This window comes from Nostoc sp. 'Lobaria pulmonaria (5183) cyanobiont', assembly GCF_002949795.1.
In the GTDB taxonomy this organism is placed as follows: Bacteria; Cyanobacteriota; Cyanobacteriia; order Cyanobacteriales; family Nostocaceae; genus Nostoc.
On record NZ_CP026692.1, the window covers coordinates 3384967 to 3411389 of the forward strand.

The following is a 26423-nucleotide window of genomic DNA, read 5'->3' on the forward strand; positions in this document are numbered from 1 at the left end:
GTGAAACGCGCTTGGTGACAACGTTTTGCCCTCACCCCCAGCCCCTCTCCCTTGGGGAGAGGGGAGCTAGACATTCAATTCCCCTTCTCCCAACATCGGAAAAGGGGAACTGGAGAATTGAACCCATTTGACATATTTGAGAACTACGAATTAAGCGCAAGGCTTGCAAGACAATCTGTTTTTCCAAGCTGGATTTGATGCATGATACTGTGATTGGCTTGTTCATCAATCGAGAAGAGTTTGGGGTTGCTGTTTAATACCCAGATCCCCTTGTCTAGAGCATTACCCTGCAATATAGTTAACTTAATGACACCTCAACGACATTTTGGGCAAAGCTTTTATAAGCATCGCCCATTTGTTTAGCCCTTGAGTCAGGAAAGACGTGAAAATCCCCAGCTTTCAGAGCTTTTATTATCCCGTCTGCCACAAGTGCAGGTGGCTCTGCAATCTCACTCAGTCCTGCCGCATCGCTCATATCCGTGGTAATCGGGCCAGGGTGAACACTTAGCACAAGCGTGCCCTGCTCACTCAATAGTTCTCGTAATACCTGCGTGATTGAATAGGCCGCAGCTTTTGAGGCAGAGTAAGTGGCAGAATCGCGGAAACCCTTGAGCGAAGCAACAGAATTGATTTGGGCAAAGACGCCACCTCCATTGGCTTTGAGTACCGGGGCAAACGCCTGAGCCATGTAGATCAATCCATATACATTGATGTTCATCTGAAATTTGAGAGCGGCGATCGCATCCTCAGCTAAGAGAGTTCCACCTTGAAAGACTCCTGCATTATTGATAACTATTTGCACATCTTTGGCAGTTTGAGCGGCAGCAACAATAGATTGAGGATCACCTAAATCAATCTGAATTGGTACTACCCGATCGCCGTATTGTTCAACCAATGAGGAGACACTGTTGAGCTTACGAACAGCCGCATAGACTTTGGTGGCTCCGTGTTCAATAAACGACTCAACTATCGCCTTGCCGATGCCGCGATTTGCGCCCGTAACCAAAATGGTTTTGTCTTTAATGTCGTAGTTCATTTGGATTTCTCTTTATGGTTTTCCATGATCTGAAAAACCTTGGACAATCGATCTAAGTTAGAGCAAAGAAATTTAGCTCCTCTTTATATTACTGAGCAAAAATCAAAATATTCTTCCCTGTAGGAACTTCCGTCAAGACGTTTCCGTGTTCCGCGCAGTCTGTAGCAGCTTCCGCCAAGACATTTCCGTGTTCCGCGCAGTCTGTAGCAGCTTCCGCCAAGACATTTCCGTGTTATGCGCAGTCTGTAGCAGCTTCCGCCAAGACATTTCCGTGTTATGCGCAGTCTGTAGCAGCTTTTGCCAAGACATTTCCGTGTTATGCGCAGTCTGTAGCAGCTTCCGCCAAGACATTTCCGTGTTCCGCGCAGTCTGTAGCAGCTTCCGCCAAGACATTTCCGTGTTATGCGCAGTCTGTAGCAGCTTCCGCCTTCACGTTATCAGAAACAGACTTGTGTTATACCATTTCTTTGTGAGGCTGCGCCAAATTTTCTTAGCTTCTTATTTCTTTCTTTCTTTGCGTTCTTTGCGTTCTTTGCGGTTCGTTCCTCATATATGGCGCATCTTCATACAGAATTGGTATTACAGCATCTTCCTTTAAATAGAACACGCTTTTGAGGTACAGCACTGCTGTGCCTCAACAATAAATATGGTTTCAATTGGCAAAAAATGTTGTAGGGGATTTAAATTTTAGGCTTTTTCAAAAAAATCAACAATTTCACGTATGACAACTTTTTCAACAATTGTCCACTATAGAGTTATCAGGAATTCAGAAAATGAGTATTAATTATGGCAAGGTCAAAACGCAATTCACGTACTCTTGGCAAAGCTGAACTACGTCTAGCAAGCATTAAATCTATTAGTCCAACTCTCGATGTCGGAGAGAGCTTAACAGTCAAAGATTATACTGAAAAAATTGAAAACCTCCGGCAATCTCTAGAAGCATACAATACTACCCTCTCTACTATTGATGTCTTACTAACCCAGATCGTTGAAAATGAACAAGATTTGGCAGACTATTCTGAGAAAATTTTGCGTGGTATTGCTTATAAATATGGTAATAATAGCCATGAGTATCAGATGGCTGGAGGTATTCGTAAAAGCGACCGCAAGCGTGCTGTGCGTCAAAGCCTGGTTTTGCCGAAGTAAGTAGGCGATACTTTTGGTAGGCTTTGCCAACGCAATTGGATTACTCTTGTACGAAGTAAAAGTGCGATCGCAAAACCTAACCTGATATTTTGAAAGAAGCAAAACCATTTTGTCTCATTCCCAGTCGGAAACTGGGAATGAGGTTTTAAAAGAGTTTTAACTTATAGTTGATACCAGTTACAGCGGTTTTTCGACTTTTGCAAGAGGTCTAATCTGTTAGCTTTGAGTCACAGGCTCTTTCGCCAAGAACTTCTCTAATTCTGTCAGCGCATCAGCATCAACCTTAGTTTGCATTGGGCAGAACTTAGGCCCACACATCGAACAAAATTCAGCAGTTTTATAGATATCTGCTGGCAGAGTTTCATCGTGATATTCCTTAGCTCTTTCTGGATCGAGTGATAATTCAAACTGACGGTTCCAATCGAAGTTGTAACGCGCCTTAGAAAGTTCATCATCTCTATCCCTTGCACCAGGGCGATGTCTAGCAATATCAGCCGCATGAGCCGCTATTTTATAGGCAATTAACCCATTCCTGACATCTTCGGCATTTGGTAGACCCAAATGTTCTTTTGGTGTTACATAGCACAACATTGCAGTCCCATACCATCCAGCCATCGCTGCTCCAATCGCTGAAGTGATGTGGTCATAACCGGGAGCAATGTCTGTTACCAATGGCCCCAACACATAGAAAGGTGCTTCCGAACACTCTTCCATCTGCTTACGGACGTTGAACTCAATTTGATCCATTGGCACGTGTCCAGGCCCTTCCACCATCACCTGAACATCATCTTCCCAGGCTTTGCGAGTTAGCTGTCCGAGAGTTTTCAATTCAGCTAATTGTGCTTCATCTGAGGCATCATGGGTACAGCCGGGACGCAGGGAATCTCCTAAACTGAAGGAGACATCGTACTTTTTGAAAATCTCAATAATATCTTGGAAGTGGGTATAAAGCGGGTTTTGTTTGTGGTGATGCAGCATCCACCGCGCCAAAATACCGCCGCCGCGAGAGACAATACCAGTGAGCCGGTTTCTCACCAAAGGCAAATGCTCAATCAAAATCCCAGCGTGGATAGTTTGATAATCTACTCCTTGCTGGGCGTGCTTTTCGATGATGTGGAGAAAATCATCAGCAGTCAGATTTTCGATTGTGCCGTGGACACTTTCTAAAGCTTGGTAAACCGGCACTGTACCAATGGGAACAGGTGAAGCCTTGATGATGGCGGTACGAATTTCATCCAAATTACCGCCACCTGTGGACAAATCCATCACGGTATCAGCGCCGTACTTCACGGACAGATTCAGCTTATCAACTTCTTCCTGAAGATTAGAAGAGTTGGGAGAAGCACCGATATTAGCATTTACCTTACATCTAGAGGCGATGCCAATAGCCATCGGCTCTAGGTTAGTGTGATTAATATTAGCGGGGATAATCATTCGTCCCCGCGCTACTTCCTCACGAATGAGATCGGCCGGGAGATTTTCCCGTTTGGCGACGTAGTGCATTTCTTCGGTGATAACACCTTGGCGGGCGTAGTGCATTTGAGATACATTACTTTGCCCACGTCGTTTAGCAACCCATTCAGTCCGCATATTGTAATTCCTCAATAAACAGCTTCCCTTCGCTGGTATTACCCAGACTCAGGTGTTAAGGGTGTGATCTCAGCCTGGTTATATAGGCACCCCTAGCATGGATGTAGTGTAGCACCTTGGTTATATCTGGGAGCAAAGATGTTAACAATTTATGAGGTAACACAATTTGGGATTTGAGATTGCTAAAGGTTTATGCACGAATTTCATTGGCACAAGGACGACCCTGTTCAACATCGCTAATATTAGCAAAAGTTGTTTCTGCAATATTGTAGAGAGCTTCTGCTGTAAAAAAGGCTTGATGTCCGGTAATGAGTACATTGGGGAACGTTGTCAGACGCTGGAAAATATCATCTTGAATAATTTCCCCAGACAAATCCTCAAAGAACAATTCCGATTCTTGTTCGTAGACATCTACAGCCAGATAGCCAATTTTACCAGACTTCAATCCCTCAATCACTGCTTGGGTATCAATCAGCGCTCCTCGGCTAGTATTAATTAGCATCACACCTGGCTTAATCTTTTCTATAGTTTCAGTGTTAATCAAGTGATGGGTTTCGGGAGTCAGGGGGCAATGCAGGGAGATAATATCGGAGTTGGCAAATAGCTCAGGTAGTTCTACATACTTTCCACCCAGCGCCTCCAATTCTGGATTGCGATAAACGTCATAGGCGAGTAGGTGACAGCCAAACCCCTTCATAATCTGTCCTAAAATCAGACCGATTTTGCCAGTACCGACAATTCCGACTGTGCGCTCATGCAAATTAAATCCCAACAGTCCATCTATAGAAAAATTGCCTTCTCGGACACGGTTATAGGCACGATGAATTTTGCGATTTAAGCTCAAAATCAATCCTACGGCGTGTTCTGCTACCCCATAAGGTGAATAGGCGGGAACACGCACAACGGTAATTCCTAAATCTGCTGTGGCTTGTAAGTCTACATTGTTAAACCCTGCACAGCGAAGGACAACCACGCGAGTTCCCCCTGAGGCGAGAATCTCTAAAGTTGGGGCATCAACCTGGTCATGCACAAATACACAAACCGCCGGAAATCCGGCAGCCAGGATAGCCGTATCTCGATTTAAACGCGGTTCAAAAAAGACTAATTCGTGTTGGATGGGAGAATTTGCAGCTGACAAAAACTGCCGATCGTAGGCTTTTGTACTGAAAACTGCTACTTTCATGCAAGACCTCAGACTTTATGTATGCTGCACGGTGTTCGAGTAGATAATACCTTGACGTTTAGAAAAGCGATGTCTACAACGAGCGTAGCTGCGGCATTTTAAACTTTTTTTAATCGATACTCTAGCAATGGCAGTTAAGCGATCGCACTCCAGCACTCTCAATTAAAAGCTTTTAACGATCGGGTATCATGGGGCGATCGCCTTTCTCAAACCTGACTCATAATTGTTGTAAAGCAGCAGCAGCAGGATTCTTAGCATCATAAACAACAATCACATTAGTTAGTAGGCGTCCGGCGGGGACTAAAATTTTACTGTTAGCAGCAAAGGCTTTCGATGCACCACCATCTAAATTCATTGCTTCGTGACAGTCAATTGGTTTCATTGCTTGCGCTTCTTGCTGTAAAGTTAATCCACTATCGAACTCTTGTACCCAATGACAGATGACGAATGACAAATGACAAATGACAAATGACTAATCATTACCGATATATTATTTTTTACAAACCCTATGGCGTTCTTAGCCAGTTTACAAAAGATGCCCCCACACATAGCACCCTAAAAGATTATATTGATGTGTCTGATGTGTATCCTGTGGGACGCTTAGACTGGGATAGTGAAGGATTGCTGCTGTTAACGAACGATGGACAATTGCAACATCGCCTCGCCCATCCGCGTTTTGGTCATAAACGTACTTACTGGGTACAGGTAGAGCGAATTCCAGATGCAGAAGCTATCAAAAAGTTACAAACAGGTGTAGAAATTCAAGATTACCGCACTCAACCAGCAGAAGTTAAGCTTCTACCAGAAGAACCACAGTTACCCGAACGCACCCCACCGATTAGATTTCGCAAAAATATCCCGACAGCTTGGCTGGAAATGACTTTGACAGAGGGAAAAAACCGCCAAGTACGTCGTATGACTGCGGCTGTCGGGTTTCCGACTTTGCGACTGGTCAGGGTTAGTATAGCTCACCTACAATTAGATGACCTACAATTGGGTCAATGGCGAGACCTCACCGCCTCTGAACTCGATAATTTCAGTAAATCGAAAAGTTTTCCTCCAAAAGCCGCCCGATAATAGGAAGTTGACTTGTGATTAAATCATTAAATAGTGAAGCGATCGCTAATAACTCCAAAGACTCAATCCGCTAGGAATTGCCAAAATTATTAAATTTCTTTATACTGCGAATTACCAGCCAAGCTCCTCCAGAAGATATGAATAACAAGGGTGTTAACCAATCACCCCAACGCACATATAAAGTCTTTGTCTGTCGCCGATAAATTGTTTCAGCATGAGTTTCGTAGGTATTATATCCAGACATCCATAAGGTTCTGCCATGAGGATCTACAAAGGCTGAATATCCAGTATTAGTTGCCCGTGCTGACCAGCGATCGGTTTCAATTGCTCGCATGATATCCTGTGCATGATGCTGGAATGGCATGGATGCAGTGTAATGGGCATCGTTAGAAGAACTGAGGATAAATTGCCCACCCATAGCAGCTTGACGACGAAATTGTTCAGGAAAAGCAGATTCATAACATATACTAGCGATCGCTCGACCAAAAGGAGTGTCAAATAGCTGATTTGCTGAACCAGCAACTTGGTGTGCATCCAAAGGCGACAAGCGTTGAACTATTTTGCCTAAAATTCCTTCAAAGGGAATATATTCTCCCAAAGGTACTAGTTTTGCTTTATCGTAGCGGCTGACAATTTCACCCTTCCTGTTGAAAGTAAACAAGCTAATTGTATAACTGTCTCCCCGTTCGCCAAAAGCCCCAATCCAAGCCACTATGCCTTTTTCCTTCACTGCTGCGACTAAGGCAGTTTCCATCAAGTTGCGTTGAAAAATAGGTAAGGCTCCTTCTGGGGTGAGGACTGCATCTACACCTTGGTCTGCTAAAGTTAAATACCCAGTGGTGTAATTTTCTTGGGCGCGACGAAACCCTTCGGAACTTCGTAAAAGTCGGTTCGGGATATTACCCTGAATAATCCCCACTTTTAAGGCTGCTTCTGGGAGTTGGGCAATGGGACGGCTATATAAGATAAAACCAATCACGTGTAAGGTAATTAATAGTCCTGTGGCGATAACCCAGTATTTATTAACCAACCGCAGAGGCGCAGAGAAGCCAGTGCGCCCTTGCGGTTCCCCGACTTGTTCGCGCAGCGTCTCCCTTAGGAGAAGCAACTGGCGCGACACAGAGGAAATTCTCTCTGCCTCTGTGCGGTTCATCCATCCTTCAGCAAGTAACCCATTAACAGCAACTATTGTTGCTGTCACACTATTAGGCCCAGAGAGTTGACCCAAATGTACAATTACGAGATTGTGCGGACTTTGGGTGTAAGCAAGAGAACTCCACCACAAAGGCCCGGCACTCCATAGACTCTCTAAACCGCACCAGACGGCTGTACCAATCAGTATACGTAGCCACGGTTTTTGCCCAACCAGGCGAACTATTACAGCCGCCCAAATAGTAAGGAATACCCCTCCCAAAACACTGATAAATCCCCAACAAAAAAGAGTGATTGCCAAACTTGGCAACCACGGAACGCCCAACCAAGTCATCGGATGAATTCCGGTAATCCACCATAGGGCGACACCGTGATAACCGATACCCCACAAGAAAGCAGGAGGGAATTGGTTTTTGCCTTTGGCTGAAGTGACAACTAGCACCCATAAGGGAATTAGAGCAATCCAAGCCAAGAACCATGCGCCGACAGGGGCGACGGTTAGCCCCATTAGAATGCCGCTAGCTAAGGCAATCAAGTAAGGGAGTAAGGCGGTTAACCTCTCCCCCTGCTTTTTATTCTGCTTCTTCTGCATCGCCAGCATCAGGTGGAACTATTGCTACTCCAGTAATGGCGTCGTCTTCATCTAAACGCTGCACTCTGACCCCAGTTGCCGATCGCGATTGGATCGAAATCGCATTCACCGCTTGACGGATGATAATACCGCGATTTGTCACCATCATAATTTCATCAGCATCATTGTTGACAATGCGTAGGGTTGCCAACTTATCTTTGTTTTTGCGGTTTTTGAACTTGGTTGCCATTAAACCCTGACCAGCACGATTTTGCAGTCGGAATTGGGCAACTGGTACGCGCTTACCATATCCTCCCATTGTAATTACCAACACCCAAGGGCCAACTACGCCACTGCTAGGCACTTCTACTGACTCTTCATTAATTTCGGTAATTTCGATATCTTCTGTTTCAATTGTTTCGATATCTTCAGTTTCTGCTTCTGTAACATCCAAAGTTTCCAGAATTGCTGCGGGGAGAATATCCATACCCACAAGTTCATCTTTATTTTTGAGTTTCATGGCTTTTACCCCACGAGTCGCCCTACTTAAAGGACGCAGTTGTTCGTGGTTACACCGGAAGTGAATCGCCATCCCGTTACGAGAACCAATGATTACACTGTCCTCGACTTTAGCGCGTCGCACCCAGCGCAGTTGGTCGCCTTCTTCTAAGGAAATAGCAATCAAACCATTGGCGCGAATGTGACTAAAGGCTGCCAATTCGGTTTTCTTGATATTGCCACCTTTGGTAAGCATGACCAGATATTCTTCGTTGCTAAACTCGTCAACAGGTACAATCGAAGTGATTTTTTCCTCTTTGGGAATCGGTAGCATCTGGACGATTGGTGTCCCGCGACTGGTACGCGAACTCGCTGGAATTTGATAAGCTCTCAGGCAATAAACAACACCACGCTCACTAAAGAATAAAATACTGTCGTGATCGCAGCAAGTCAAAAAATGCTCAATAGTATCATCATCCTTCACCTTGGCTGCGGCTTTACCTCTAGTTGCACGGCTTTGGGCTTCAAAGGTGTTAACTGGCATCCGTTTGATGTAGCCTTGTTCTGTCACCAGAATTATCGCTTTTTCATTGGCAATGAGGTCGCGATCGTCTAATTCACCTTCCCCTGGTAAAATCACTGTGCGGCGGGGTGTGGCAAAGCTAGTTTTTAGTTGCGCGACTTCGGTTTCAATGATTTCTAGCACTCTCTCCCGGCGTGCCAGAATATCTTGCAAGTCGGTAATTTTCGCTTGTAATTCTTCGTGTTCCAGACGAATTTTGTCTGCTTCTAAGGCAGTCAAGCGCCGCAATTGCATTTGCAAAATCGCATCTGCTTGCACTTCTGAGAGTCCGTAAGTTGTGATTAATTCGCCTTTAGCTGTGGGTGCATCGGGAGCATGACGAATCAAGACAATAATCGGATCTAACTGAGCTAGGGCAATTAATAACCCTTGCAGGAGATGGTCGCGTTCTTCGGCTTTCCGCAGTTCGTAGCGGGTGCGTCTGGCAATGGATTCAATACGGAAATCTAAGAAAACGCTTAAAAACTGCTTGAGGGTGAGTACTTGGGGTTCGCTATTCACCAACGCCAGCATATTCGCGCCGAAGTTGGCTTGCAGTGGCGTTTGCTTGTAAAGGTTGTTCAGCACGACGCGGGGATAAGCATCACGCTTGAGTTCGATCACAATTCGCATCCCGTCGCGATCGCTTTCATCCCGGATATCTGCAATCCCTTCTAGACGCTTTTCGTTCACCATTTCGGCGATTTTTTCAATCAGCGCCGCTTTGTTGGTTTGATAGGGCAATTCGGTGATGATAATTGCTTCTCTATCTGGGCGTCCCCGTTGTTCAACGGTTTCAATGTTAGCTACACCACGCATGGTGATGGAACCACGCCCTGTAGTGTAAGCTTCTCGAATGGCAGATGTCCCCAAAATTTGCGCCCCAGTCGGAAAATCTGGGCCGTGGACATACTGCATTAATTCGAGATCAGTGATTTCTGGATTGTGGATTACTGCCACCAAAGCATCAATCAATTCGCCCAAATTGTGGGGGGGAATGTTGGTGGCCATGCCTACGGCAATTCCAGAGGAACCGTTAAGCAATAACTGGGGAATCCGTGCTGGTAAAACTGTGGGTTCTTGCTGGGAACCGTCGAAGTTATCGGCAAAGTCTACGGTTTCTAATTCGATGTCGTGGAGTAGACCAGCACTAGTTAAAGCTTGCAAGCGGCATTCTGTATACCGCATCGCGGCTGGCGGATCGTTGTCTACCGAACCAAAGTTACCATGCCCGTTAACTAGGGGCGATCGCATGGAAAAATCCTGCGCCATCCGCACCAAGGCATCATATACTGCCGTGTCACCGTGGGGGTGATATTTACCCAGCACTTCCCCGACCACACGGGCGCATTTCTTAAAAGGGCGATCGTGGAGCAGACCTAGCTCGTGCATTGCGTAGAGAATGCGGCGATGCACAGGTTTTAGACCATCCCTGGCATCTGGCAACGCCCGACCCACTATCACGCTCATGGCGTATTCCAGATAAGACTGCGACATTTCGGTTCGCAAGTCTATCGGGATAATCCTCTCCTGTGAGGTTGTCATAACCTAAAAATCTCCAAAAATCGTAGATTTTAGCTTTTTTACTCAACAAAGCGCAAAATTATTCTAAATTGCTCTTGAATAATTGCTATAATTTGATACAATTCTATCATATATTGCTTTTTTCTGCCTGGGCAGCTAACTCAGGCGCTTGTTCGATGCGTAGCTTCTCTCTAAGATTTGAGTTGAGATGCAATCAGAGGAACTTTAGGGGCAAGAAAAAATCCAATCAAACTGGCAAAAAGGATTGGCGTAAAGGGACTCAAGTTTGTCAGTTTTGACAGTAGTAAAGTCGTACTTATTGGTGTACGCGTTACGGCTGCGTTGATAGCCGCCATTGTACAAATCATCGCTAAGGCAGGATCGAGTGCTGGAATTAAGACTGCTACTGCTTTACCAATGCAAGCACCAGTGAAAATAGGGGAATGATCAATCCACGGCGCCACCCACCTGTTACTGTAATGCTAATGGCAGCCATTTTCCCAAGAGCTAGAGTTAAGAGAAAAACAGCACTAAAGTTAGCAGTCAGGACTGAATATAACTCTTCATGTCCAACAATAACGCGTGAGGGGTAATAAAACTGCTAAACTGCCAAGTCCCACTCCTGCTAGTGTTGTGTGTACATAAATAGGAACAGGAGTTGGTGCAAAGATGCCCAGACGTGAAACAGCTTGCCAAAAGGCATCGCAGCTGCGAAAAATACCCATAAAAATCCATCCCGCCACCGCCCCGATAATTCCAAACGCGATCGCGATCGCAAAATCATCAATCCTTTCTAAGTGATACTGAGGAGAAATGCCAAGTGGGGCAATACCCAAATGTGTAATTGCTGCAAATACCAGATAGCTAGCGCAACTCGAAACAATGGCTGGCATTAAGGCTTCGTAATATTCCACAATATGCTCGTGGTGCAGAATCTCCAAAGCGAACATTGCACCGCCAAGAGGTGCGCCAAACAAGGCAGTGAAACCAGCTGCCATTGCTGCTAAACTCATGGTTCTGAGGTCTTCACCTTGGAGCTTTAAGCGATCGGCAACCCAAGTACCAAAAGAACCTGTTACCTGTACCAGTGCTGCTTCTGGACCAGCACTACCGCCTGCCGAGATGCTGACTAGAGAAGCAAGAATCATAATACTAATACGGATGATTGCCCATATTGGTGGCTTTTTGGGTCGCAAAGGTGATGGTGAACCTGGTGTGAAAACCATTTGGCGCGGGCTGAGGCGATTACACGATATTGCCGCCACTTGGAAATTTCTCTACCCCGATTCTCTTAAGACATCTTTGTAGTTAACGATCGCACTAGAATTTACTGCATTTTCTGTCTCTAAAGTCAATCCTCCTGTTGTTATTTACTTCTATTATCCCCGCAGAGTCTGACTTACAGCCATGTTAAGAAGTATCTGGGTAATGCATAGGATGGTTTGGGGAGGAGATTAAGGGGTAGGGTTCTCCGGCTTTAATAAGTAATCAAGCGAATATGATACAAGTGGGTATTGACCACTCAAAAGGAATCGCATAAAAAAACCCCTAGCATTTCTACTAGGGGTGGGAAATAATACCATTTCACTTGATGTTTGTCTGAGATGACCCTGTTTGTGCCTCCGCTCTACGCAAGAGGCTGGAGTGTTTCTCAAATATTACAGTAAAAAGCGATCGGGTATAAAATTAGCCAACATTTGCCAAGAGCAATTCTCGTTTTTCTAATTTTTGTACTCTCACTTGAGAGTCATCATCAACATCGATAAGGGCTGTGTCTCCATCTGTAATTTCACCAGACAGCATTGCTTCAGCGAGAGAATCTTCTAGAAGGCGCATAATTGCCCGACGTAATGGCCTAGCGCCATAGCTGGGGTTATAACCCTCTTGTACCACAAGCTCTTTGAAGCGATCGCTAACTTCTAAGATAATTCCTTTTTCTGTCAAGCGATTAGCAACATCGCGGAGCATAATTTCAGCGATTTGCTTAACTTCATCCTTAGAAAGCTGGGTGAAGACGATAATCTCATCAAGACGGTTGAGGAACTCAGGACGGAAGTAAGCTTTCAATTCCTCATTTACCAAGGTGCGGATGCGGTTATAACTAGCGTCGGCTTGAGTGTCGAAGTCAAAACCTAAACCACTACCACCTTTTTCAATCACCTTGGAACCGATGTTAGAAGTCAAAATGATCAGCGTGTTCTTGAAGTCCACTTTCCGACCTTTTGCATCCGTAAGATGACCGTCATCCAAGAGTTGCAGCAGCATATTGAATACATCGGGGTGTGCTTTTTCGATTTCGTCGAATAGCAACACTGAGTATGGTTTCCGGCGCACGGCTTCTGTAAGTTGTCCGCCTTCGTCGTATCCGACATAACCAGGAGGCGAACCAATCAGCTTGGCGACGGTGTGGCTTTCCATGTATTCGGACATATCTAAGCGAATCATGGAGTCTTCCGCACCGAAGAAGTAGGCAGCTAACGCCTTCGCCAATTCTGTTTTACCGACTCCAGTGGGCCCAGAGAAGATAAAACTAGCAATGGGACGATTGGGATTTTTCAAGCCGACACGGGCGCGACGGATACCGCGAGATACAGCCGAGACTGCTTGCTCTTGTCCGATGAGCCGCTGATGTAGAGTGTCTTCTAGGTGTAGGAGCAACTCTGACTCAGATTCAGTAAGTTTGTTGACTGGTACACCAGTCCAAGAGGCAACGATTTGAGCGATGTCTTCTTCGTCAACTACAGTCGAGTTGACAGGTTGCTCGTTTGGTGTAAACGTTGCTTGCAGTTGTTCTGCGAGTTTTAACTCTTGGTCGCGCAGTTGTGTAGCTTTGTCAAAATCTTGGACTCTGACTGCTGCTTCTTTTTCTTTGGTGACACCAGCGAGTTCACGCTTGAGTTCTTTATTCGGAGAACTTTGGGAGTTCCGCAAACGAACGCGAGAACCAGCTTCATCAATCAAGTCTATTGCCTTATCGGGCAAGAAGCGATCGCTAATATAGCGGTCTGATAATTCTGCTGCTGCGACAAGTGCCGCATCCAAAATTGTGACTTTGTGGTGTTGTTCGTAAGCGCCGCGCAAGCCGTAGAGAATTTGTACGGTTTCCTCTACTGAGGGTTCCCCAACCTTAATCGGCTGGAAACGACGCTCTAGGGCGGCATCACGCTCGATGTGCTTACGATACTCATCAAGGGTAGTTGCGCCGATGCACTGGAGTTCACCTCGTGCTAAGGCAGGTTTGAGGATGTTGGCTGCATCCAAGCCACCTTCTGTACCACCAGCACCAACCAAGGTGTGAATTTCGTCAATCACCAAGATGATATTGCCCACAGTGCGGACTTCTTCCACGACTTTTTTGATGCGTTCTTCAAAATCGCCACGGAAGCGAGTTCCAGCTACCAATGATCCCATATCGAGGCTGATAACTTGCTTGTCTTGCAAATTTTCGGGAACATCCTGGTTGATAATCCGTTGAGCTAGACCTTCTGCGATCGCAGTTTTACCAACTCCTGGTTCTCCAATCAACACTGGGTTATTCTTAGTGCGGCGACCGAGAATTTGGATTGCCCGCTCAATTTCCTTCTCGCGACCAACTACGGGGTCGAGTCTGCCTTCTTGGGCTAATTTGGTCAAATTTCTGCCAAATTCTTCCATTGTTAGCGGTTGGGTACGCTTTTGACTACCACTACCAGCAAAAGCTGGTGCATTTTCACCCAAACGGCGAACTATGGCACTGCGGACACTCTTGAAGTCAACCCCTAGATTTTGCAGGACTTTGGCGGCGACACCTTCACCAGCCTCGGTTAATCCTAAGAGTAAGTGTTCAGTGTTAATGTAATTCTGTCCTAGACTGTGAGCTTCTTTAAACGATTGCTCAAAGAGGCTTTTCACCTTAGGAGTAAAAGGAATTTCTGGTGGTACAAAGCCAGAACCCCTACCAATAATTTTTTCTACCTCGCGACGTGCATCTTTGAGGGTAACGCCTAATTCGGCCAGCACTTTAGCAGCAACCCCAGTTCCTTCTCCCATCAAACCCAGGAGAATTTGTTCAGTTCCTACGAAATTGTGTCCCAGGCGACGTGCTTCCTCCTGAGCTAACATAATTACTCTAATGGCTTCGGAAGTGAAGTGTTCAAACATAATGGGTTATTGCTCCCTCGCTGCTTGGACTTTGGGTGAGATATAAATTCACCCTCATCTAAAGTTTTTTGTATTTTCTTAAGGACTAATGTAACTTTATTTAAAGTTAAGTGGCAGTGGTGAGAGCCGTAAGACATCAGGTGTACTTGCCGTCTAGTGGGAGTGCTGAGTGGAGTACGTAGAAAATCAAGAGTTGCAAAGTTGACAGTTAAGCTTTTGGTATTTGACAATTTTCTTTTGTCTGTCCTGTTTTCCACTGTCAGCTAAACTTAAAATTCAGGACTTAGCACTCTAAACTCAGGACTGACAATGACTGAAGCAACGGCCGGTAAAGACCAACAACATCCACTTTATAACCGCGATCGCCCCCTTATTGATATTTTACTTGTTCAAGAGGCTACAGACTATAATTTAGCAGAATTGGCTAGACTGCGAATGCGCTATCAAGGGTTTCCAGGGGCGAGAGACATCCAAAAAGACTTAGATAAAGTCTTGCAGCAGTGGGGTTTGACCGAAGCCCAGCTTTTTGAGAAAACTCGTCAAATTCACGATTTGGGTGGAATTTACAAAAGCCGTGGCAAGAAAGATGAACAGGATTGGAATTAGTTATGGAAAATAGGGCATTGGGAATTGGGTATTTAGTTATTCTTTCCCATTCCTAACTCCTGACTCAGCCCTGGAATGACGATCGCTAATTCTGTGCCTTTGCCTAATTCAGATGTCACTGTGAGTTGTCCACCATGTTTTTTTTATAATCTACCGGGAAGTGGCTAATCCTAAAACAGTATCTTTATTTACTAGCTTAGTAATAAATAACCAAATAGTTTTTGAAATATTAAAATAAACCTTGCGATCGCTACCTCGTTTCCAGAACGAGATGGGTTTAGACATTGTTTAGTAAAATGACTTGCACCGTTGAGGGTGTTATTGCCTATCTAATGGGGGAGAGAATGTATTTTATTACTAAGGATAGTTTTGAATTGAACCAACTCGTATTTAATATAACAGGTACTGAAGAATCAACTTTGTCAGTGATTAATCTTTCCCCTGCGACCAAGGAGTAATAATGGTTTTAAGTCAATATCAACGTGCTGTAGGCGTATTTACTCATCGGATAGATGCAGAGCGGGCAATACATGAGTTGAAAGATTCTGGCTTGGCGATGGAGAAAGTATCTGTAGTTGTACAAAATTCCGATCGCAATCATGAGACTGCCGATAATGATGTTAAAGAGGACACTGGCGATAAAACTGATGAAGGTGCAACAGTAGGAGGGCTTTCAGGCGGCGCTGTTGGTGGGTTAACTGGTTTATTAGTGGGTCTTGGGACTTTAGCAATCCCTGGAGTTGGCCCAATAATGCTGGCTGGGGCAGCAGCAACTGCTTTGGTTACAACCCTTGTTGGAGCAAGTATTGGTGCTGCCACTGGGACTTTTGCTGGTGCATTAGTTGGTTGGGGAATGTCGTCAGAGCAAGCTAGAGCATATAACGAGCGAGTAGAGGACGGACACTATTTAATAATTGTAGATTGCACATCTTTTGAAATCGCTAAAGTAGAAGAAATACTACAGCGTTGGGGTATTGAAGAGTTTGGCATTTACGAGCATCTCAACAGTGAATATGAAACTACAAATTATCTGACCACAACGACTTCTGCTACTGCCATTCCTAATAAAAGTGGGATGATGTCTAAGTATAGTGTTAGTTGCTTTAATAGCAGAGATAATGCTGAAGCGGCAATTAAGGATATGTGTGTTGCAGGTTTTTCATTAAACCAGATTTCCTTAATTTGCAAAGACTTTTCTCAATTGGTTGGGTTAATAGGCATTAATTTAAGTGAACGCTTTGACGCTATGAGGTTAGGAATAGCAGATGAGTGGGCACGCTTTTACAATGAGCAAATAGAGCAAGGCAATTACATACTTATCGTTAGTGGCACAGATAATGAGCAAGATATAGCTAGCTCTATTCTGTGTAATTATGGGGTTCAAGAATGTCAAATTTATGACCCAATGTTAATTCGTTCTTAAAAGTGTCAACAACCATCAACTAATTATCAATAAGCAATGGATTTTACAGCCTGAAAACCTTACTGTGCAAATAATCGACACCAGTCAACAAAATTATGTGGTTTTCAAGATTATAGCGACTGGTGTCGATGGACTTCAACACATTTACTTGACAGTAAAATATCTTACTTAAAATTCTCAACAGTTTGGCTTCGCTCAGGGTCAGCAGTGAACGAAACCGAAGGGTCAACCTGTATTACCTCTTTCTCCGTCTCCAGTTGCCCTCGTTGCTTGCCATATTCTCGCAGCTGTTTCAACAGGTTTTCTTGGGATGAATTCGGGATAGACGGACTGGGACTTGGTTGAAGGTCGGTGTCGATATTTCCAAAATTAGTAGGTGAGGGATTAATTACATAGACGGGTAGCGATTTGTCATTAAACATCGCCTGTTGGGTTGGTGCTGGTATAGGAACTAGATTCTTTGGTTTGCTTACAGCAGCTTTTACCGAATCTAGAGTAGTAGCAACCTGCACTTGTTGCTGCATCTGTTGTGTAGAAGATACTAAACCACTTAAACCATTTACCAATTGCCGCAGATTTTTACGGAAATTAGGATCGCCTGTCAATTCATCTAAATCAGATGTAATTTTTTGGGTATTTTCAAAGGTAACTCGTGCTGAATCTAAAGTTTGTTGCAGCAACACCGCATTCTTGGGATCGTTTAAGGTTTTAGAAGCATCGCGTAAATTAGCTGAGGCTTGGGCTGCATTTGCGGAAAGAGTTTCTAAATTGTTGAGTAATTCTCCTTTAGTCAATCGATTGACGGATGGTGATAAGCTACTGACTGTAACCCGCAGTTGGTTGCTGGTTTCGGTGATATTGTTCAAAGCACCAACCAGCGTCGAACGATTTGTTGTCAACAGATTATCCAGGTTGTTCAGCAATCGATTTGCTTGAGTTGCAGTTGCACCGAATTTATTTACTGTTTGATTGGCGGATGCATTAAGTTGGTTTGTCGCCCGTTGCACTGAATTAGCCGTGGCAGAAAAAGTATTAAGTTGTAGTCGTAAGCTTTTGGTCAAACCTTGTAAATCCTGACTTAACTCAGTAAAACTGGATGCTGCGCCTGTGGTAGTTTCTAGAACCCTATTGACATTTCGATAAAATTTTGGATTATTGTATGCACCTGCTAGCTCAGTTGAACTGCGAATTAGTTCATCAACACTGATGCCAAGCTGACCTTTTAAGCGAGAGCCATTACAGACTATAAGACTGGTATCACAACTTTTTTCTAGGGGTTTAGCAAGCACAACCCCAGCAGGTAAGGTTGTTTTTGGTGTGATGTCGATAATACTTTCGCTAATTAACCCGCTTTGATTAGCTTCCACCACTACATCGCGAGGGATAATTAGGTCAGTTTGGGGAATTTCAATCTCTACATCAATGGCATTTGCTCCTGGTCGAAGCTGGGAAATAGTTCCTACCTTAACACCACGATAGCGAACTGCTGCTCCCTTTTGCATTCCGCCAGCGTTAGCAAATTCTACAATAATTTTGTATGAACGGCCAGCAGCAGTGAATCTATTTAACCACAGAAAGAGTAATCCAAATACCCCTAGTCCTAGCAGGAGTAATAACCCCACAGAACCTTCTCTAAATGTTCGCCCAGAGGCGAAGCGGCTTGTCATAAGACCTCGCATTTTTTTGCCTCCACCAACTAACCAACAACCAATTAGGAGTTAAAAGTTAGGAATTAGTAGTTAAATTTAACTTTTTACTCCTCACTTTTAAATTTCTAGCCGGCGACTTTAATCGGGCCTTGAACACTTCCACTGATAAATTGTCTGATCAAGGGATGTTCTGTGTTGTATATTTCACTAACTGTACCTTGCCACTGCACTTTACCTTCATAGAGAAATATAAGTCTATCAGATGTACGGCGGATAGTGCTGTCCTGGTGGGTAACAACGGCATAAGTACTACAAACTCCATGCAAACATTGCAAATGGCGGATTAAATCTTCGATTACTGTCGAGGCTATGGGATCGAGTCCGGCGGTTGGTTCGTCGTATAGTAAAACTTCTGGACCTTCATTGGGAGTGTCGGGGTTAGACATAATCGCACGGGCAAAACTCACCCGTTTGCGCATTCCCCCGGAAAGTTCGGCTGGGTAGAGGTCGCCTACTTCTGGCAAACCTACCATCTCCAATTTTTCTTTTACCAAATCTCGGATGCGCGATCGCGGTAGCTTTGAATTTTGATAAAGTAAAAATCCTACATTCTCCTCCACTGTCAGCGAATCAAATAGTGCCGCCTGCTGAAACACCATACCAATGCCAACCTGCTGGCCGCCATCTTCAATCAAACCCTCTCGCCGCACTCCTTGCACATAAATTTCTCCTTCATCAGGACTAAGTAACGCCGCTATTACTCGTAAGATAGTTGATTTCCCAGTCCCTGATGGCCCAATAATCCCTAGTGCTTCTCCCCGGTAAATAGTTAAGTCTATATTATCTAGAACTTTATGGCTACCAAAGGACTTAGAAACACCTTTCAGTTCAATCAATGGTTCAGTCATTAGTTATTAGTCATTGGTCATTGGTCATTGGTCATTAGTCAGTAGAAAATAAACAAATGACTACTGAGAACTAACAAAGGACAAATATGCCAAATAATGGTTTCATAGTTATTGGTAGGACATTGTATAGTGTATTATAAGTACATAATTAGCATTCTGATTAAGCAAACTTTATTTTTTTAGCATAATATTTAGTTATTGGCAATGTTTATCGTCTCAAAATACCCTCAACACAAGGCTGACGAAGACACCGTAGTAATTAAACATCTCAGTGATGTGAAAATAAGATTCCAGTTTTCTGTAGACATCAGCCAAGTCATTTAATAGTATTACTATACTACTTAAGGTTATAACTACTTTAGAGAAAAGTTACAGCAAAAAAAGCTCATTAAGTAGGTTGATACAATATATAAAAATCAGATTTAATTTATGAAAATAAAAATGTTCAGACTTCTAGCTTTATATATATAGGAAGTCAAAAACATATTTTTCATAAATGATTAATTATGGCTATAAAAAATCATTTTGATTCCATCCGAAGTTATTTAAATTAGCATAATTATTAAATAACATGAGAGGTTAATAGCATTATTTATCAATCTTATAATTGGCAAATTCACAAACTATTTACTATTATTGTAATAATAACTGTTAAAAATCAAAATCTAAATCATGAGTAGCCAATTAGAACAGTTTGCAAGTGATAATTCCTCTGGTATTTGTCCGGAAGCACTGGAATATATGATTAGGGCAAATCAAGGTAGTGTTCCAGCTTATGGAAATGATCAATGGACTCAAAAAGCAACAGATTATTTTCGTGAACTCTTTGAAATTGATTGTGAAGTATTTTTTACCTTTAACGGTACGGCTGCAAATTCTTTATCTTTAGCTGCTCTTTGTCAGTCATATCACAGCGTCATTTGCCATGAGACATCTCACATAGAAACAGATGAATGTGGCGCACCTGAATTTGCATCTAATGGCTCAAAACTGCTACTTGCTCAAGGTAAAAATGGCAAATTAACATCAGAAGCTATAGAGGCAATTGTTACTAAACGTACTGATATTCATTATCCCAAACCTAAAGTTATTAGCATTACACAATCAACGGAATTAGGAACTTTATATTCTATTGAAGAACTTTTAAATATTAAAGAAGTTGCAAACAAATATAACTTAAAGATTCACATGGATGGCGCTCGTTTTGCAAATGCAGTTGCTGCTATGAATAAAAGCCCTGCTGAAATTACTTGGAAAACTGGAGTGGATGTATTGTGCTTTTGTGGTACCAAGAATGGAATGGCATTAGGTGAAGCCATTCTTTTCTTCAACAAAGCCCTAGCAGAGGATTTTGATTATCGATGCAAGCAAGCAGGCCAGCTAGCTTCAAAAATGCGGTTTATTTCTGCTCCTTGGTTGGGCTTATTAGAAACTGGTGCTTGGCTAAAAAATGCCAGACACGCCAATCAATGTGCTGAATACTTAGAAAATCAACTATTAAATATAGAAGGCGTTGACTTGATGTTTCCTAGAGAAGCCAACGCCGTATTTGTAAAATTACCTGAAGAAGTCATTCACAGCTTAAAAGCAAAGAACTGGCAGTTTTATACATTTATTGGTGTGGGAGGAGTACGTTTTATGTGTTCTTGGAACACTACTCAATCAAGGATTGATGAATTAGTTGGTGATATTAAAAACGCAAAAAAGTAAGTGACCTAGCCTACTTGTGTCATGTCCGCATAAGTTAGTTATGATTCCCATAGTCATTGCACCCCACCATTTGATCTGACTTTTCCACATCCCGTGAAAAGTCAGATCAAATGTTGTTTTGGAATTAGAGAAAAATTCGTAACCGCGTTTGCGATCGCACGACAAGCACAAATTCTCCCACCAGTCAACAAACAGCTTGTCACTTTTAGCACTGAATTTCAATTACTGTATTGTATATATATACTGTGTTTTGTCCAGAATACTTTCTGAGCAAGCTTTTTGAGACTTAATGGCAAAAGTCAGGTCTAAAAGAAAAAGGTAAGAAATCTATAAAGTGTAAAGTATTGTTGCATAAGCGTTTTTTTAGTACGACCTTGCAACGCTTTTTCTGGGTTGTACCAGTCGCAATTGGGGGAGCCAAACCAATGCTACAAAGAAGGTTATCTAATACTGGTTCGTTAGTAAATAGGTAGGCACAATTAAACCGAACTGTATAAACTTATATAAAGCACCATAAACGCTTTGAATATAAGCTCTTAAGCAATTTATATCTATTAATATATTTGTATTTTTTTTAGCGTCCACCTACTTATTACGCCTTTAAGCTTGGATATAAAATTTATAAATTTTCTCAAAGTAGATTTTATAAATCAACAATATCCTTCATACTTTAAAACAGTAATCCTACGTAAAATTCAAGGAAGGGATGCCAATGACATCTCTATTACAGCGACTAAGTGCAGAACGAAATCGCAGATTTGTAGGACGTGGGCGGGAAGTGGAGCTATTTATTGATGCGATCGCATCAAGAGAATTACCTTTTCACATTTTGCACGTCTTTGGCCCTGGCGGTGTGGGCAAGACAACCCTCATGCAGCAGTTTTTGCGGTTTTGTGAACGATCAAAAACCTCAACTATCTACGTAGAAGCACGTAATATAGAAGCTGCGCCAGAATCTTTTATTAGCACGTTGCGTTCGTTGATGGGATTGAATGAATCAGATTCTCCTTTGCACGTGCTAGCCCAAAGACAAGAACGTAATGTAATTTTTATTGATACCTATGAAGCTATTACCCAGCTAGATGAATGGTTGCGGGAAGGATTCTTACCCCATTTGTCTGTTGATACCTTAATTGTGATTGCTGGACGCAATCCCCCCTCATCTGGTTGGTGTAGCGATCCAGGTTGGCAAGCTTTGATGCACACTTTCCCTCTACGCAACCTTACCCCAGAAGAAAGTCAAACTTATCTCACCACACGAGATATTCCCACCACACAACACCAGACGATTCTAGAATTTACCCACGGACATCCTTTAGCATTATCTTTGGTTGCTGAGGTGTTTGCTCAGGGAAAAGAAATCTCTTTTCAAGCAGAATCTGCTCCGAATGTTGTTAAAACACTGTTGTCAAGATTCATAAAAGAAGTACCAACGCCCCTACACCGTATGGCTTTAGAAGCTTGTGCGGTGATCCGGCTGACTACCGAAGCCGGACTAAATCAAATATTGGCTCTGCCTCAAAATACTTTGGCTGGTAAGGCTCACTCTTTAGGGGAAATACTTGATGTTCATGATTTATTTGAGTGGTTGCGCGGATTGTCGTTTATCGAATCAGGGCAATTGGGTTTATTTCCCCACGATTTAGCACGTGAAGTTTTAATTGCTGACTTGCGTTGGCGTAATTCGGAATTTTACACTGAATTACACCACCGAGCGCGTCAATATTATACTAAACGACTAGGACAAACCCAAGGGCAAGAAAAGCATCGAGTGCTACTTGATTATATTTTTTTGCATCGGGATAACTCGGCAATTCGATCCTGTTTCACCTGGGGTGAGCAAAGTAGTTTATTGACGGACTCACTACGGGAAACTGACAAAACCGCACTCCTGGGGATGGTGGCAGAATACGAAGGCGAAGAATCAGCAAAAATAGCAGATCACTGGTTGAAGCGCCAACCGCAGAATGTAGTAGTATTTCGTGACTTGCACTCCGAACCTGCGGGATTTGCAATGATGGTGGCATTGCAGACAGCAACTGTTGAAGATTTGAGTGCAGATCCGGGCGCTCTGGCATCTTGGCAATATCTGCAAACTCATGCACCATTACGCCCTAGCGAAGGCGCAACTATTTTCCGCTTTTGGATGGCGCGGGACACTTATCAAGCTGTTTCCCCCACCCAAAGTCTAATTTTCATTAATTTTGTGCAGTATTTTCAGAAAACACCGGGGTTAGCATACACCTTCCTACCTTGTGCCCAAGCCGATAGTTGGACAGCAATGTTGAACTACTTCGACTTAACACGACTTTCTGAAACTGATTTTACAGTTGAGGGAAGACACTATGGTGTTTATGCCCATGACTGGCGAATTGTGTCACCTGCCGCATGGAAGGAAATTTTGGCCCGAAAAGAGGTTACAACTGCCGGAGAATCTGTAGACAATACTCCAGTCGGTGAACCTCTGTTAGTTCTTAGTCAGCCAGAATTTGTGGAGGCGGTGCAGAATGCCTTACGTAACTTTAGTTGTCCTCATGTATTACAGAATAATCCATTAGTGCGATCGCGAAGCGTACAGGAAGTGTTGTGGCGCTTAGTGTCAGAACAAGTTGCCACAAAAGCAAGTATGAACAAGAGTCCAAACGAGACTCAACTCTCTGAGCAGCCGGATGGGCACTTAGGCGATGCCTGCGGTGGGCAAAGCCAACGCGTTAAGGTTTTACAAAATCTAGTGAAACAAGCAGTTGAATCCTTACAATCATCCCCGCGTGATGAAAAACTCTATCGCGCTGTTTATCGAACTTATTTAAATCCCGCCCCCACGCAAGAACAAGCAGCTGAGTTACTAGATTTGCCTTTCAGTACCTATCGCCGTCATCTGAAAGCTGGGATGACAAGAGTTACAGATATTTTATGGCAAGGAGAAATTAGCTAACAGCGAAAATTCCGAGTGCGAGTGCGAAATGATTTTGTGAGAGAGGATTTTAAAGACTCAAATTCAGCCAAAAAAGCTTTTCAGCCTGTGACAAACTAATTTCAAAGTAGCCTATTATGCACAAAGCAGTTATTAAAAAAATGAAGATATATCGTTTCATATTTTCCTCAAAATAAGATTTTCTGACAAACTCATCACATATAACTAGCAATGAATTAGATAGATTAGAACTATCCTTGGTTATTGCTACTTTTGGAGTTTAGATTCAGCCATTAACAGGCGATTGTCCGTTAAATTAATACCAATTATCCATTAAGACGCACTTAAGTTTTATTAAACAAACAGCCAAGTATACAAAGAAAGAAATTAGTTATTAAGTGCAAGTTTACAGAGAATTGGTATAAGTAATGAATCTGGATGATTCATTTAGAGGTTAGTTGACAGATTTTAGCTTTTTTAGTTTGCGCTTTAGTCTTAAGGTGCTACCAAGAATCCCAAAGACTACTGTGCTAGCGATTGAAGAAGGTTCGGGGACAAGTGTAATATTGCCAGGGCCTGTGATGGTATTGGTAAAAGTACCAAAACTGTTATTGCTATTGTCAAATCCAGTAGTTACTAAAAAGTATTGATTATTGGCAGTTAAGCTCAAGCCGCTAAAACCAGATGTGCCCTCATCTGGGAAAGGATCATTCCCACTGAGTAAATTAACTAATGGGGTAGTTGGGTTGAAGCTGTTTTGGTACAAGAACTGGATGCCCAGGAAAGCTTGAGAACCTACAACATTATATGAGCCTGTAGTATCAACAAAGAAAGGCTGGCTGTAATAAGGGACAGCAGTACCATTACTAGAAAGTGATGTGGGTGGGTTAGTACCACCTTCAAACCCTTCCGTTTGCGGACGGTTAAAAGTTGGTGCATTTGTTGTATCACCAGAATATGATATGGTGGATGCCTGAGATGGCAAGATAACACTTACAGATAGAGCGATCGCAGCAGAGGTAATAGGAATTGAACGTCTTAGCAATTTTTGCCAAAAATTAAATGAATACTCACTCAAACTCTGAAGCTTGGCTGTTTGTGAAAATTTGGCACAGCGATGAGATAGATTGTTTTCTGAGACGATGGATTCTTTAATTGCTTGTGACATATAGTTGTTCAGGGTTGTTTTTACAAAACTGAGTGCTTTTGTCTAGTTCCAGGGATGAGCGAGTAAAGCCTGTGAAGTAATACCTAAGCCAATTAGGGTAATACACAAGGCGCTTGCCACAGGTAACATTTTTATCTTGGGTATCTGAAGTGGCAAATGCTCAAACCGATTTTTGGCGTAGACGAGCATTAAGCCGATTCCAGTTAGTACTGCTGCTAGACCTAAGCTAAAGGCAGACACCAGCGCTAGTCCAAAGCCAACTCGTCCCATTGCGATCGCACTCAGCAACACTACTAAGGCTGAAGGACAAGGTAACAAGCCGCCCGATATTCCCAGCGCAAGTAGGCTAGACCACTTCATGGAAGCACCGTCAGGTGGTAGATGTGAATGCTCATGATGTACATGGTCATGGTGATGGTGATGATGCAAGTCGTGGCCGTGTTGATGACTATGTACATGGTCGTGCGAATGAGAGACTTGAGTCCCTTGCAATCGACTGATAAACAAATTCAGACCAATTACAGTTACCACTACACCAGAGAGTATGCTTAACCAAGGGTACAATTGCTCTGTCAAAATAAACTGGGATGTGCCAAGAGTGACTAACCCTAGAGCAAATATGCCAGCAGTATGGGTAATCGTCATAATCAACCCCAGAAATAGGGCGTGTTGGGCATTACTGCGGGAACCCACCAAATAAGCACCGACTATCGTTTTCCCATGACCAGGGGAGAGGGCGTGTAAACCACCCCATAAAAAGGCGATCGCTAGAGCTATTAGAATAGTCAGGAAATTATGATTTTCCTGGGTAATTAGGCTAGTAAATACATCGTTGCTTCTTCCTGTCAAAGCATTATCTAAACGGCTGAATGATTTAACAGACGGTGGAAGCGCTTGTTCACTCGATGTCAGAGACGGATTGAGTTTAAAGTCAATCCGCCGCTGGTCGAGAGGACTGCTAAGTAACTCAGTGGGGTAATCTCTCAAACGGTTGGTGATACTCAAAGAGGTGAAATCACCTTGAATAGGAACGCCATTTGCAGCCACAGTTATCTCACGCCAGCCCAAGCGCTGTGGATAAAACTGATCTTCAAACTCGATTAACTGATTCGCGCCTACTAACTCCGTTATCCCCTGAAAATTACAACTCAGCCGCAGTGTAGATAATCCTCCGACACCTGGAGGAAATTCGACTGTTGATTCGATCAAAGACAGTGCTAAAGGCTGTTTATTGATTAACAGTTCCAAATGTGAATTGACTTCCTGGCATTTTTGGTTGGGGTATCGAACCGTCTCTACAGGTTCAGCTTGGCGATCGCGATTAGTATCTAAATGATTAATTTCCTGAAAAGCCGGAATCTCTGCCATATCTAGAACATAATCAATCCCTACACCATCCGGGGCTACCTGCACTCCTGCGTAGTGATTGATGGTAAAATTGCCTAAAGGATGGGCATCCGCCTTCGGCATCCAAAATAAACATATTGCGATGATTGCAGTACTCCAAGCCAAGTAATGTAGCAGCTTTTTCATAAAGAACTCCCTGTGGCGTTATTTTAGATTTTA

19 protein-coding genes, 2 pseudogenes and 1 riboswitch are annotated in these 26423 nt (G+C 43.3%); of the genes and pseudogenes, 8 read left to right on the forward strand and 13 right to left on the reverse strand.

Annotation, left to right across the window (positions count from 1 at the left end; translation table 11 throughout):
* The first annotated feature begins 149 nt into the window (after positions 1–149).
* Positions 150–257, forward strand: a complete 108-nt coding sequence (locus tag NLP_RS36090; RefSeq protein WP_199784862.1) for a hypothetical protein — start codon at positions 150–152, stop codon at positions 255–257.
* Between the two features lie 41 nt (positions 258–298).
* Here the strand turns inward: NLP_RS36090 and NLP_RS14765 are convergent, their stop codons facing one another.
* Together NLP_RS14765 and NLP_RS35550 are read right to left on the reverse strand one after the other, a co-directional pair.
* On the reverse strand, positions 299–1036 hold the full coding sequence (locus NLP_RS14765) for an SDR family oxidoreductase (protein ID WP_104907040.1): 738 nt from the start codon (positions 1034–1036) through the stop codon (positions 299–301).
* A gap of 88 nt (positions 1037–1124) precedes the next feature.
* A complete protein-coding gene (locus NLP_RS35550) occupies positions 1125–1256 on the reverse strand; it encodes a hypothetical protein (RefSeq protein WP_267894922.1) in 132 nt (43 codons plus the stop codon).
* Positions 1257–1822: 566 nt separating this feature from the next.
* Between NLP_RS35550 and NLP_RS14770 the strand changes: the two genes are divergently transcribed.
* A complete protein-coding gene (locus tag NLP_RS14770; protein ID WP_104907041.1) occupies positions 1823–2182 on the forward strand; it encodes a hypothetical protein in 360 nt (119 codons plus the stop codon).
* Positions 2183–2398: 216 nt separating this feature from the next.
* Here the strand turns inward: NLP_RS14770 and thiC are convergent, their stop codons facing one another.
* The 3 genes from thiC to NLP_RS14785 form a co-directional block, all read right to left on the reverse strand.
* Positions 2399–3772, reverse strand: a complete 1374-nt coding sequence (gene thiC / locus NLP_RS14775; RefSeq protein WP_104907042.1) for a phosphomethylpyrimidine synthase — start codon at positions 3770–3772, stop codon at positions 2399–2401.
* Between the two features lie 7 nt (positions 3773–3779).
* Positions 3780–3876, reverse strand: a riboswitch (TPP riboswitch).
* A gap of 86 nt (positions 3877–3962) precedes the next feature.
* A complete protein-coding gene (locus NLP_RS14780) occupies positions 3963–4955 on the reverse strand; it encodes a 2-hydroxyacid dehydrogenase (RefSeq protein ID WP_104907043.1) in 993 nt (330 codons plus the stop codon).
* 217 nt (positions 4956–5172) lie between these two features.
* Positions 5173–5409: a phosphodiester glycosidase family protein gene (locus NLP_RS14785; protein ID WP_325034747.1), complete on the reverse strand. Its 237-nt coding sequence runs from the start codon at positions 5407–5409 to the stop codon at positions 5173–5175.
* A 14-nt stretch (positions 5410–5423) separates the two neighbouring features.
* On the opposite strand from NLP_RS14785, the gene NLP_RS14790 reads away from it, so the two are divergent.
* Positions 5424–6032: an rRNA large subunit pseudouridine synthase E gene (locus NLP_RS14790; protein WP_104907044.1), complete on the forward strand. Its 609-nt coding sequence runs from the start codon at positions 5424–5426 to the stop codon at positions 6030–6032.
* Between the two features lie 70 nt (positions 6033–6102).
* Here the strand turns inward: NLP_RS14790 and lnt are convergent, their stop codons facing one another.
* From lnt to NLP_RS14805, 3 genes and pseudogenes are all read right to left on the reverse strand, one after another.
* Positions 6103–7776, reverse strand: coding sequence for an apolipoprotein N-acyltransferase (gene lnt, locus NLP_RS14795; RefSeq protein ID WP_104907045.1), 1674 nt, complete (start codon positions 7774–7776; stop codon positions 6103–6105).
* On the reverse strand, positions 7757–10360 hold the full coding sequence (gyrA, locus tag NLP_RS14800; protein ID WP_104907046.1) for a DNA topoisomerase (ATP-hydrolyzing) subunit A: 2604 nt from the start codon (positions 10358–10360) through the stop codon (positions 7757–7759). Before gyrA ends, lnt begins: the two co-directional genes overlap by 20 nt.
* A 170-nt stretch (positions 10361–10530) precedes the next feature.
* A pseudogene (locus NLP_RS14805) lies at positions 10531–11565 on the reverse strand (chloride channel protein).
* On the opposite strand from NLP_RS14805, the pseudogene NLP_RS14810 reads away from it, so the two are divergent.
* Positions 11495–11647: pseudogene (locus NLP_RS14810) on the forward strand (IS4 family transposase); the annotation flags it as partial. The pseudogenes NLP_RS14805 and NLP_RS14810 overlap by 71 nt on opposite strands.
* Positions 11648–12025: 378 nt before the next feature.
* Here NLP_RS14810 and NLP_RS14815 read toward each other — a convergent pair.
* A complete protein-coding gene (locus NLP_RS14815) occupies positions 12026–14479 on the reverse strand; it encodes an ATP-dependent Clp protease ATP-binding subunit (RefSeq protein ID WP_104907047.1) in 2454 nt (817 codons plus the stop codon).
* Between the two features lie 309 nt (positions 14480–14788).
* On the opposite strand from NLP_RS14815, the gene NLP_RS14820 reads away from it, so the two are divergent.
* Together NLP_RS14820 and NLP_RS14825 are read left to right on the forward strand one after the other, a co-directional pair.
* On the forward strand, positions 14789–15085 hold the full coding sequence (locus tag NLP_RS14820; protein WP_104907048.1) for a DUF3288 family protein: 297 nt from the start codon (positions 14789–14791) through the stop codon (positions 15083–15085).
* Between the two features lie 460 nt (positions 15086–15545).
* Positions 15546–16508: a hypothetical protein gene (locus NLP_RS14825; protein WP_104907049.1), complete on the forward strand. Its 963-nt coding sequence runs from the start codon at positions 15546–15548 to the stop codon at positions 16506–16508.
* A gap of 164 nt (positions 16509–16672) precedes the next feature.
* Here NLP_RS14825 and NLP_RS14830 read toward each other — a convergent pair whose 3' ends face one another.
* Both NLP_RS14830 and NLP_RS14835 read right to left on the reverse strand, forming a co-directional pair.
* Positions 16673–18187 carry an MlaD family protein gene (locus NLP_RS14830; RefSeq protein ID WP_104907050.1) on the reverse strand — a complete coding sequence of 505 codons (1515 nt, stop codon included), beginning with the start codon at positions 18185–18187 and terminating at the stop codon, positions 16673–16675.
* Positions 18188–18282: 95 nt separating this feature from the next.
* Positions 18283–19065 (reverse strand): ABC transporter ATP-binding protein, encoded by a 783-nt coding sequence (locus NLP_RS14835; protein WP_104907051.1) that lies wholly within the window; start codon positions 19063–19065, stop codon positions 18283–18285.
* A 672-nt stretch (positions 19066–19737) separates the two neighbouring features.
* Here NLP_RS14835 and NLP_RS14840 point away from each other — a divergent pair.
* On the forward strand, positions 19738–20775 hold the full coding sequence (locus NLP_RS14840; RefSeq protein WP_104907052.1) for a threonine aldolase family protein: 1038 nt from the start codon (positions 19738–19740) through the stop codon (positions 20773–20775).
* Positions 20776–21487: 712 nt separating this feature from the next.
* Positions 21488–23710, forward strand: a complete 2223-nt coding sequence (locus NLP_RS14845) for an ATP-binding protein (protein WP_104907053.1) — start codon at positions 21488–21490, stop codon at positions 23708–23710.
* Positions 23711–24143: 433 nt separating this feature from the next.
* On the opposite strand, the gene NLP_RS14850 is transcribed toward NLP_RS14845, so the two are convergent.
* Both NLP_RS14850 and NLP_RS14855 read right to left on the reverse strand, forming a co-directional pair.
* Positions 24144–24857 (reverse strand): hypothetical protein, encoded by a 714-nt coding sequence (locus NLP_RS14850; protein ID WP_104907054.1) that lies wholly within the window; start codon positions 24855–24857, stop codon positions 24144–24146.
* Between the two features lie 42 nt (positions 24858–24899).
* On the reverse strand, positions 24900–26390 hold the full coding sequence (locus NLP_RS14855; protein ID WP_104907055.1) for a nickel/cobalt transporter: 1491 nt from the start codon (positions 26388–26390) through the stop codon (positions 24900–24902).
* Positions 26391–26423 lie beyond the last annotated feature (33 nt).

Bases quoted from the DNA above. Each gene is read 5' to 3' on its own strand.
- NLP_RS14850 (WP_104907054.1), bottom strand. From the start codon at position 24,857: ATGTCACAAGCAATTAAAGAATCCATCGTCTCAGAAAACAATCTATCT.
- NLP_RS14765 (WP_104907040.1), bottom strand. From the start codon at position 1,036: ATGAACTACGACATTAAAGACAAAACCATTTTGGTTACGGGCGCAAAT.
- thiC (WP_104907042.1), bottom strand. From the start codon at position 3,772: ATGCGGACTGAATGGGTTGCTAAACGACGTGGGCAAAGTAATGTATCT.
- NLP_RS14840 (WP_104907052.1), top strand. From the start codon at position 19,738: ATGAGTAGCCAATTAGAACAGTTTGCAAGTGATAATTCCTCTGGTATT.
- NLP_RS14770 (WP_104907041.1), top strand. From the start codon at position 1,823: ATGGCAAGGTCAAAACGCAATTCACGTACTCTTGGCAAAGCTGAACTA.
- gyrA (WP_104907046.1), bottom strand. From the start codon at position 10,360: ATGACAACCTCACAGGAGAGGATTATCCCGATAGACTTGCGAACCGAA.
- NLP_RS14815 (WP_104907047.1), bottom strand. From the start codon at position 14,479: ATGTTTGAACACTTCACTTCCGAAGCCATTAGAGTAATTATGTTAGCT.
- NLP_RS14780 (WP_104907043.1), bottom strand. From the start codon at position 4,955: ATGAAAGTAGCAGTTTTCAGTACAAAAGCCTACGATCGGCAGTTTTTG.
- NLP_RS14790 (WP_104907044.1), top strand. From the start codon at position 5,424: ATGACTAATCATTACCGATATATTATTTTTTACAAACCCTATGGCGTT.
- NLP_RS14835 (WP_104907051.1), bottom strand. From the start codon at position 19,065: ATGACTGAACCATTGATTGAACTGAAAGGTGTTTCTAAGTCCTTTGGT.
- NLP_RS14830 (WP_104907050.1), bottom strand. From the start codon at position 18,187: ATGCGAGGTCTTATGACAAGCCGCTTCGCCTCTGGGCGAACATTTAGA.
- NLP_RS14825 (WP_104907049.1), top strand. From the start codon at position 15,546: ATGGTTTTAAGTCAATATCAACGTGCTGTAGGCGTATTTACTCATCGG.
- NLP_RS14855 (WP_104907055.1), bottom strand. From the start codon at position 26,390: ATGAAAAAGCTGCTACATTACTTGGCTTGGAGTACTGCAATCATCGCA.
- lnt (WP_104907045.1), bottom strand. From the start codon at position 7,776: ATGCAGAAGAAGCAGAATAAAAAGCAGGGGGAGAGGTTAACCGCCTTA.
- NLP_RS14845 (WP_104907053.1), top strand. From the start codon at position 21,488: ATGACATCTCTATTACAGCGACTAAGTGCAGAACGAAATCGCAGATTT.
- NLP_RS14820 (WP_104907048.1), top strand. From the start codon at position 14,789: ATGACTGAAGCAACGGCCGGTAAAGACCAACAACATCCACTTTATAAC.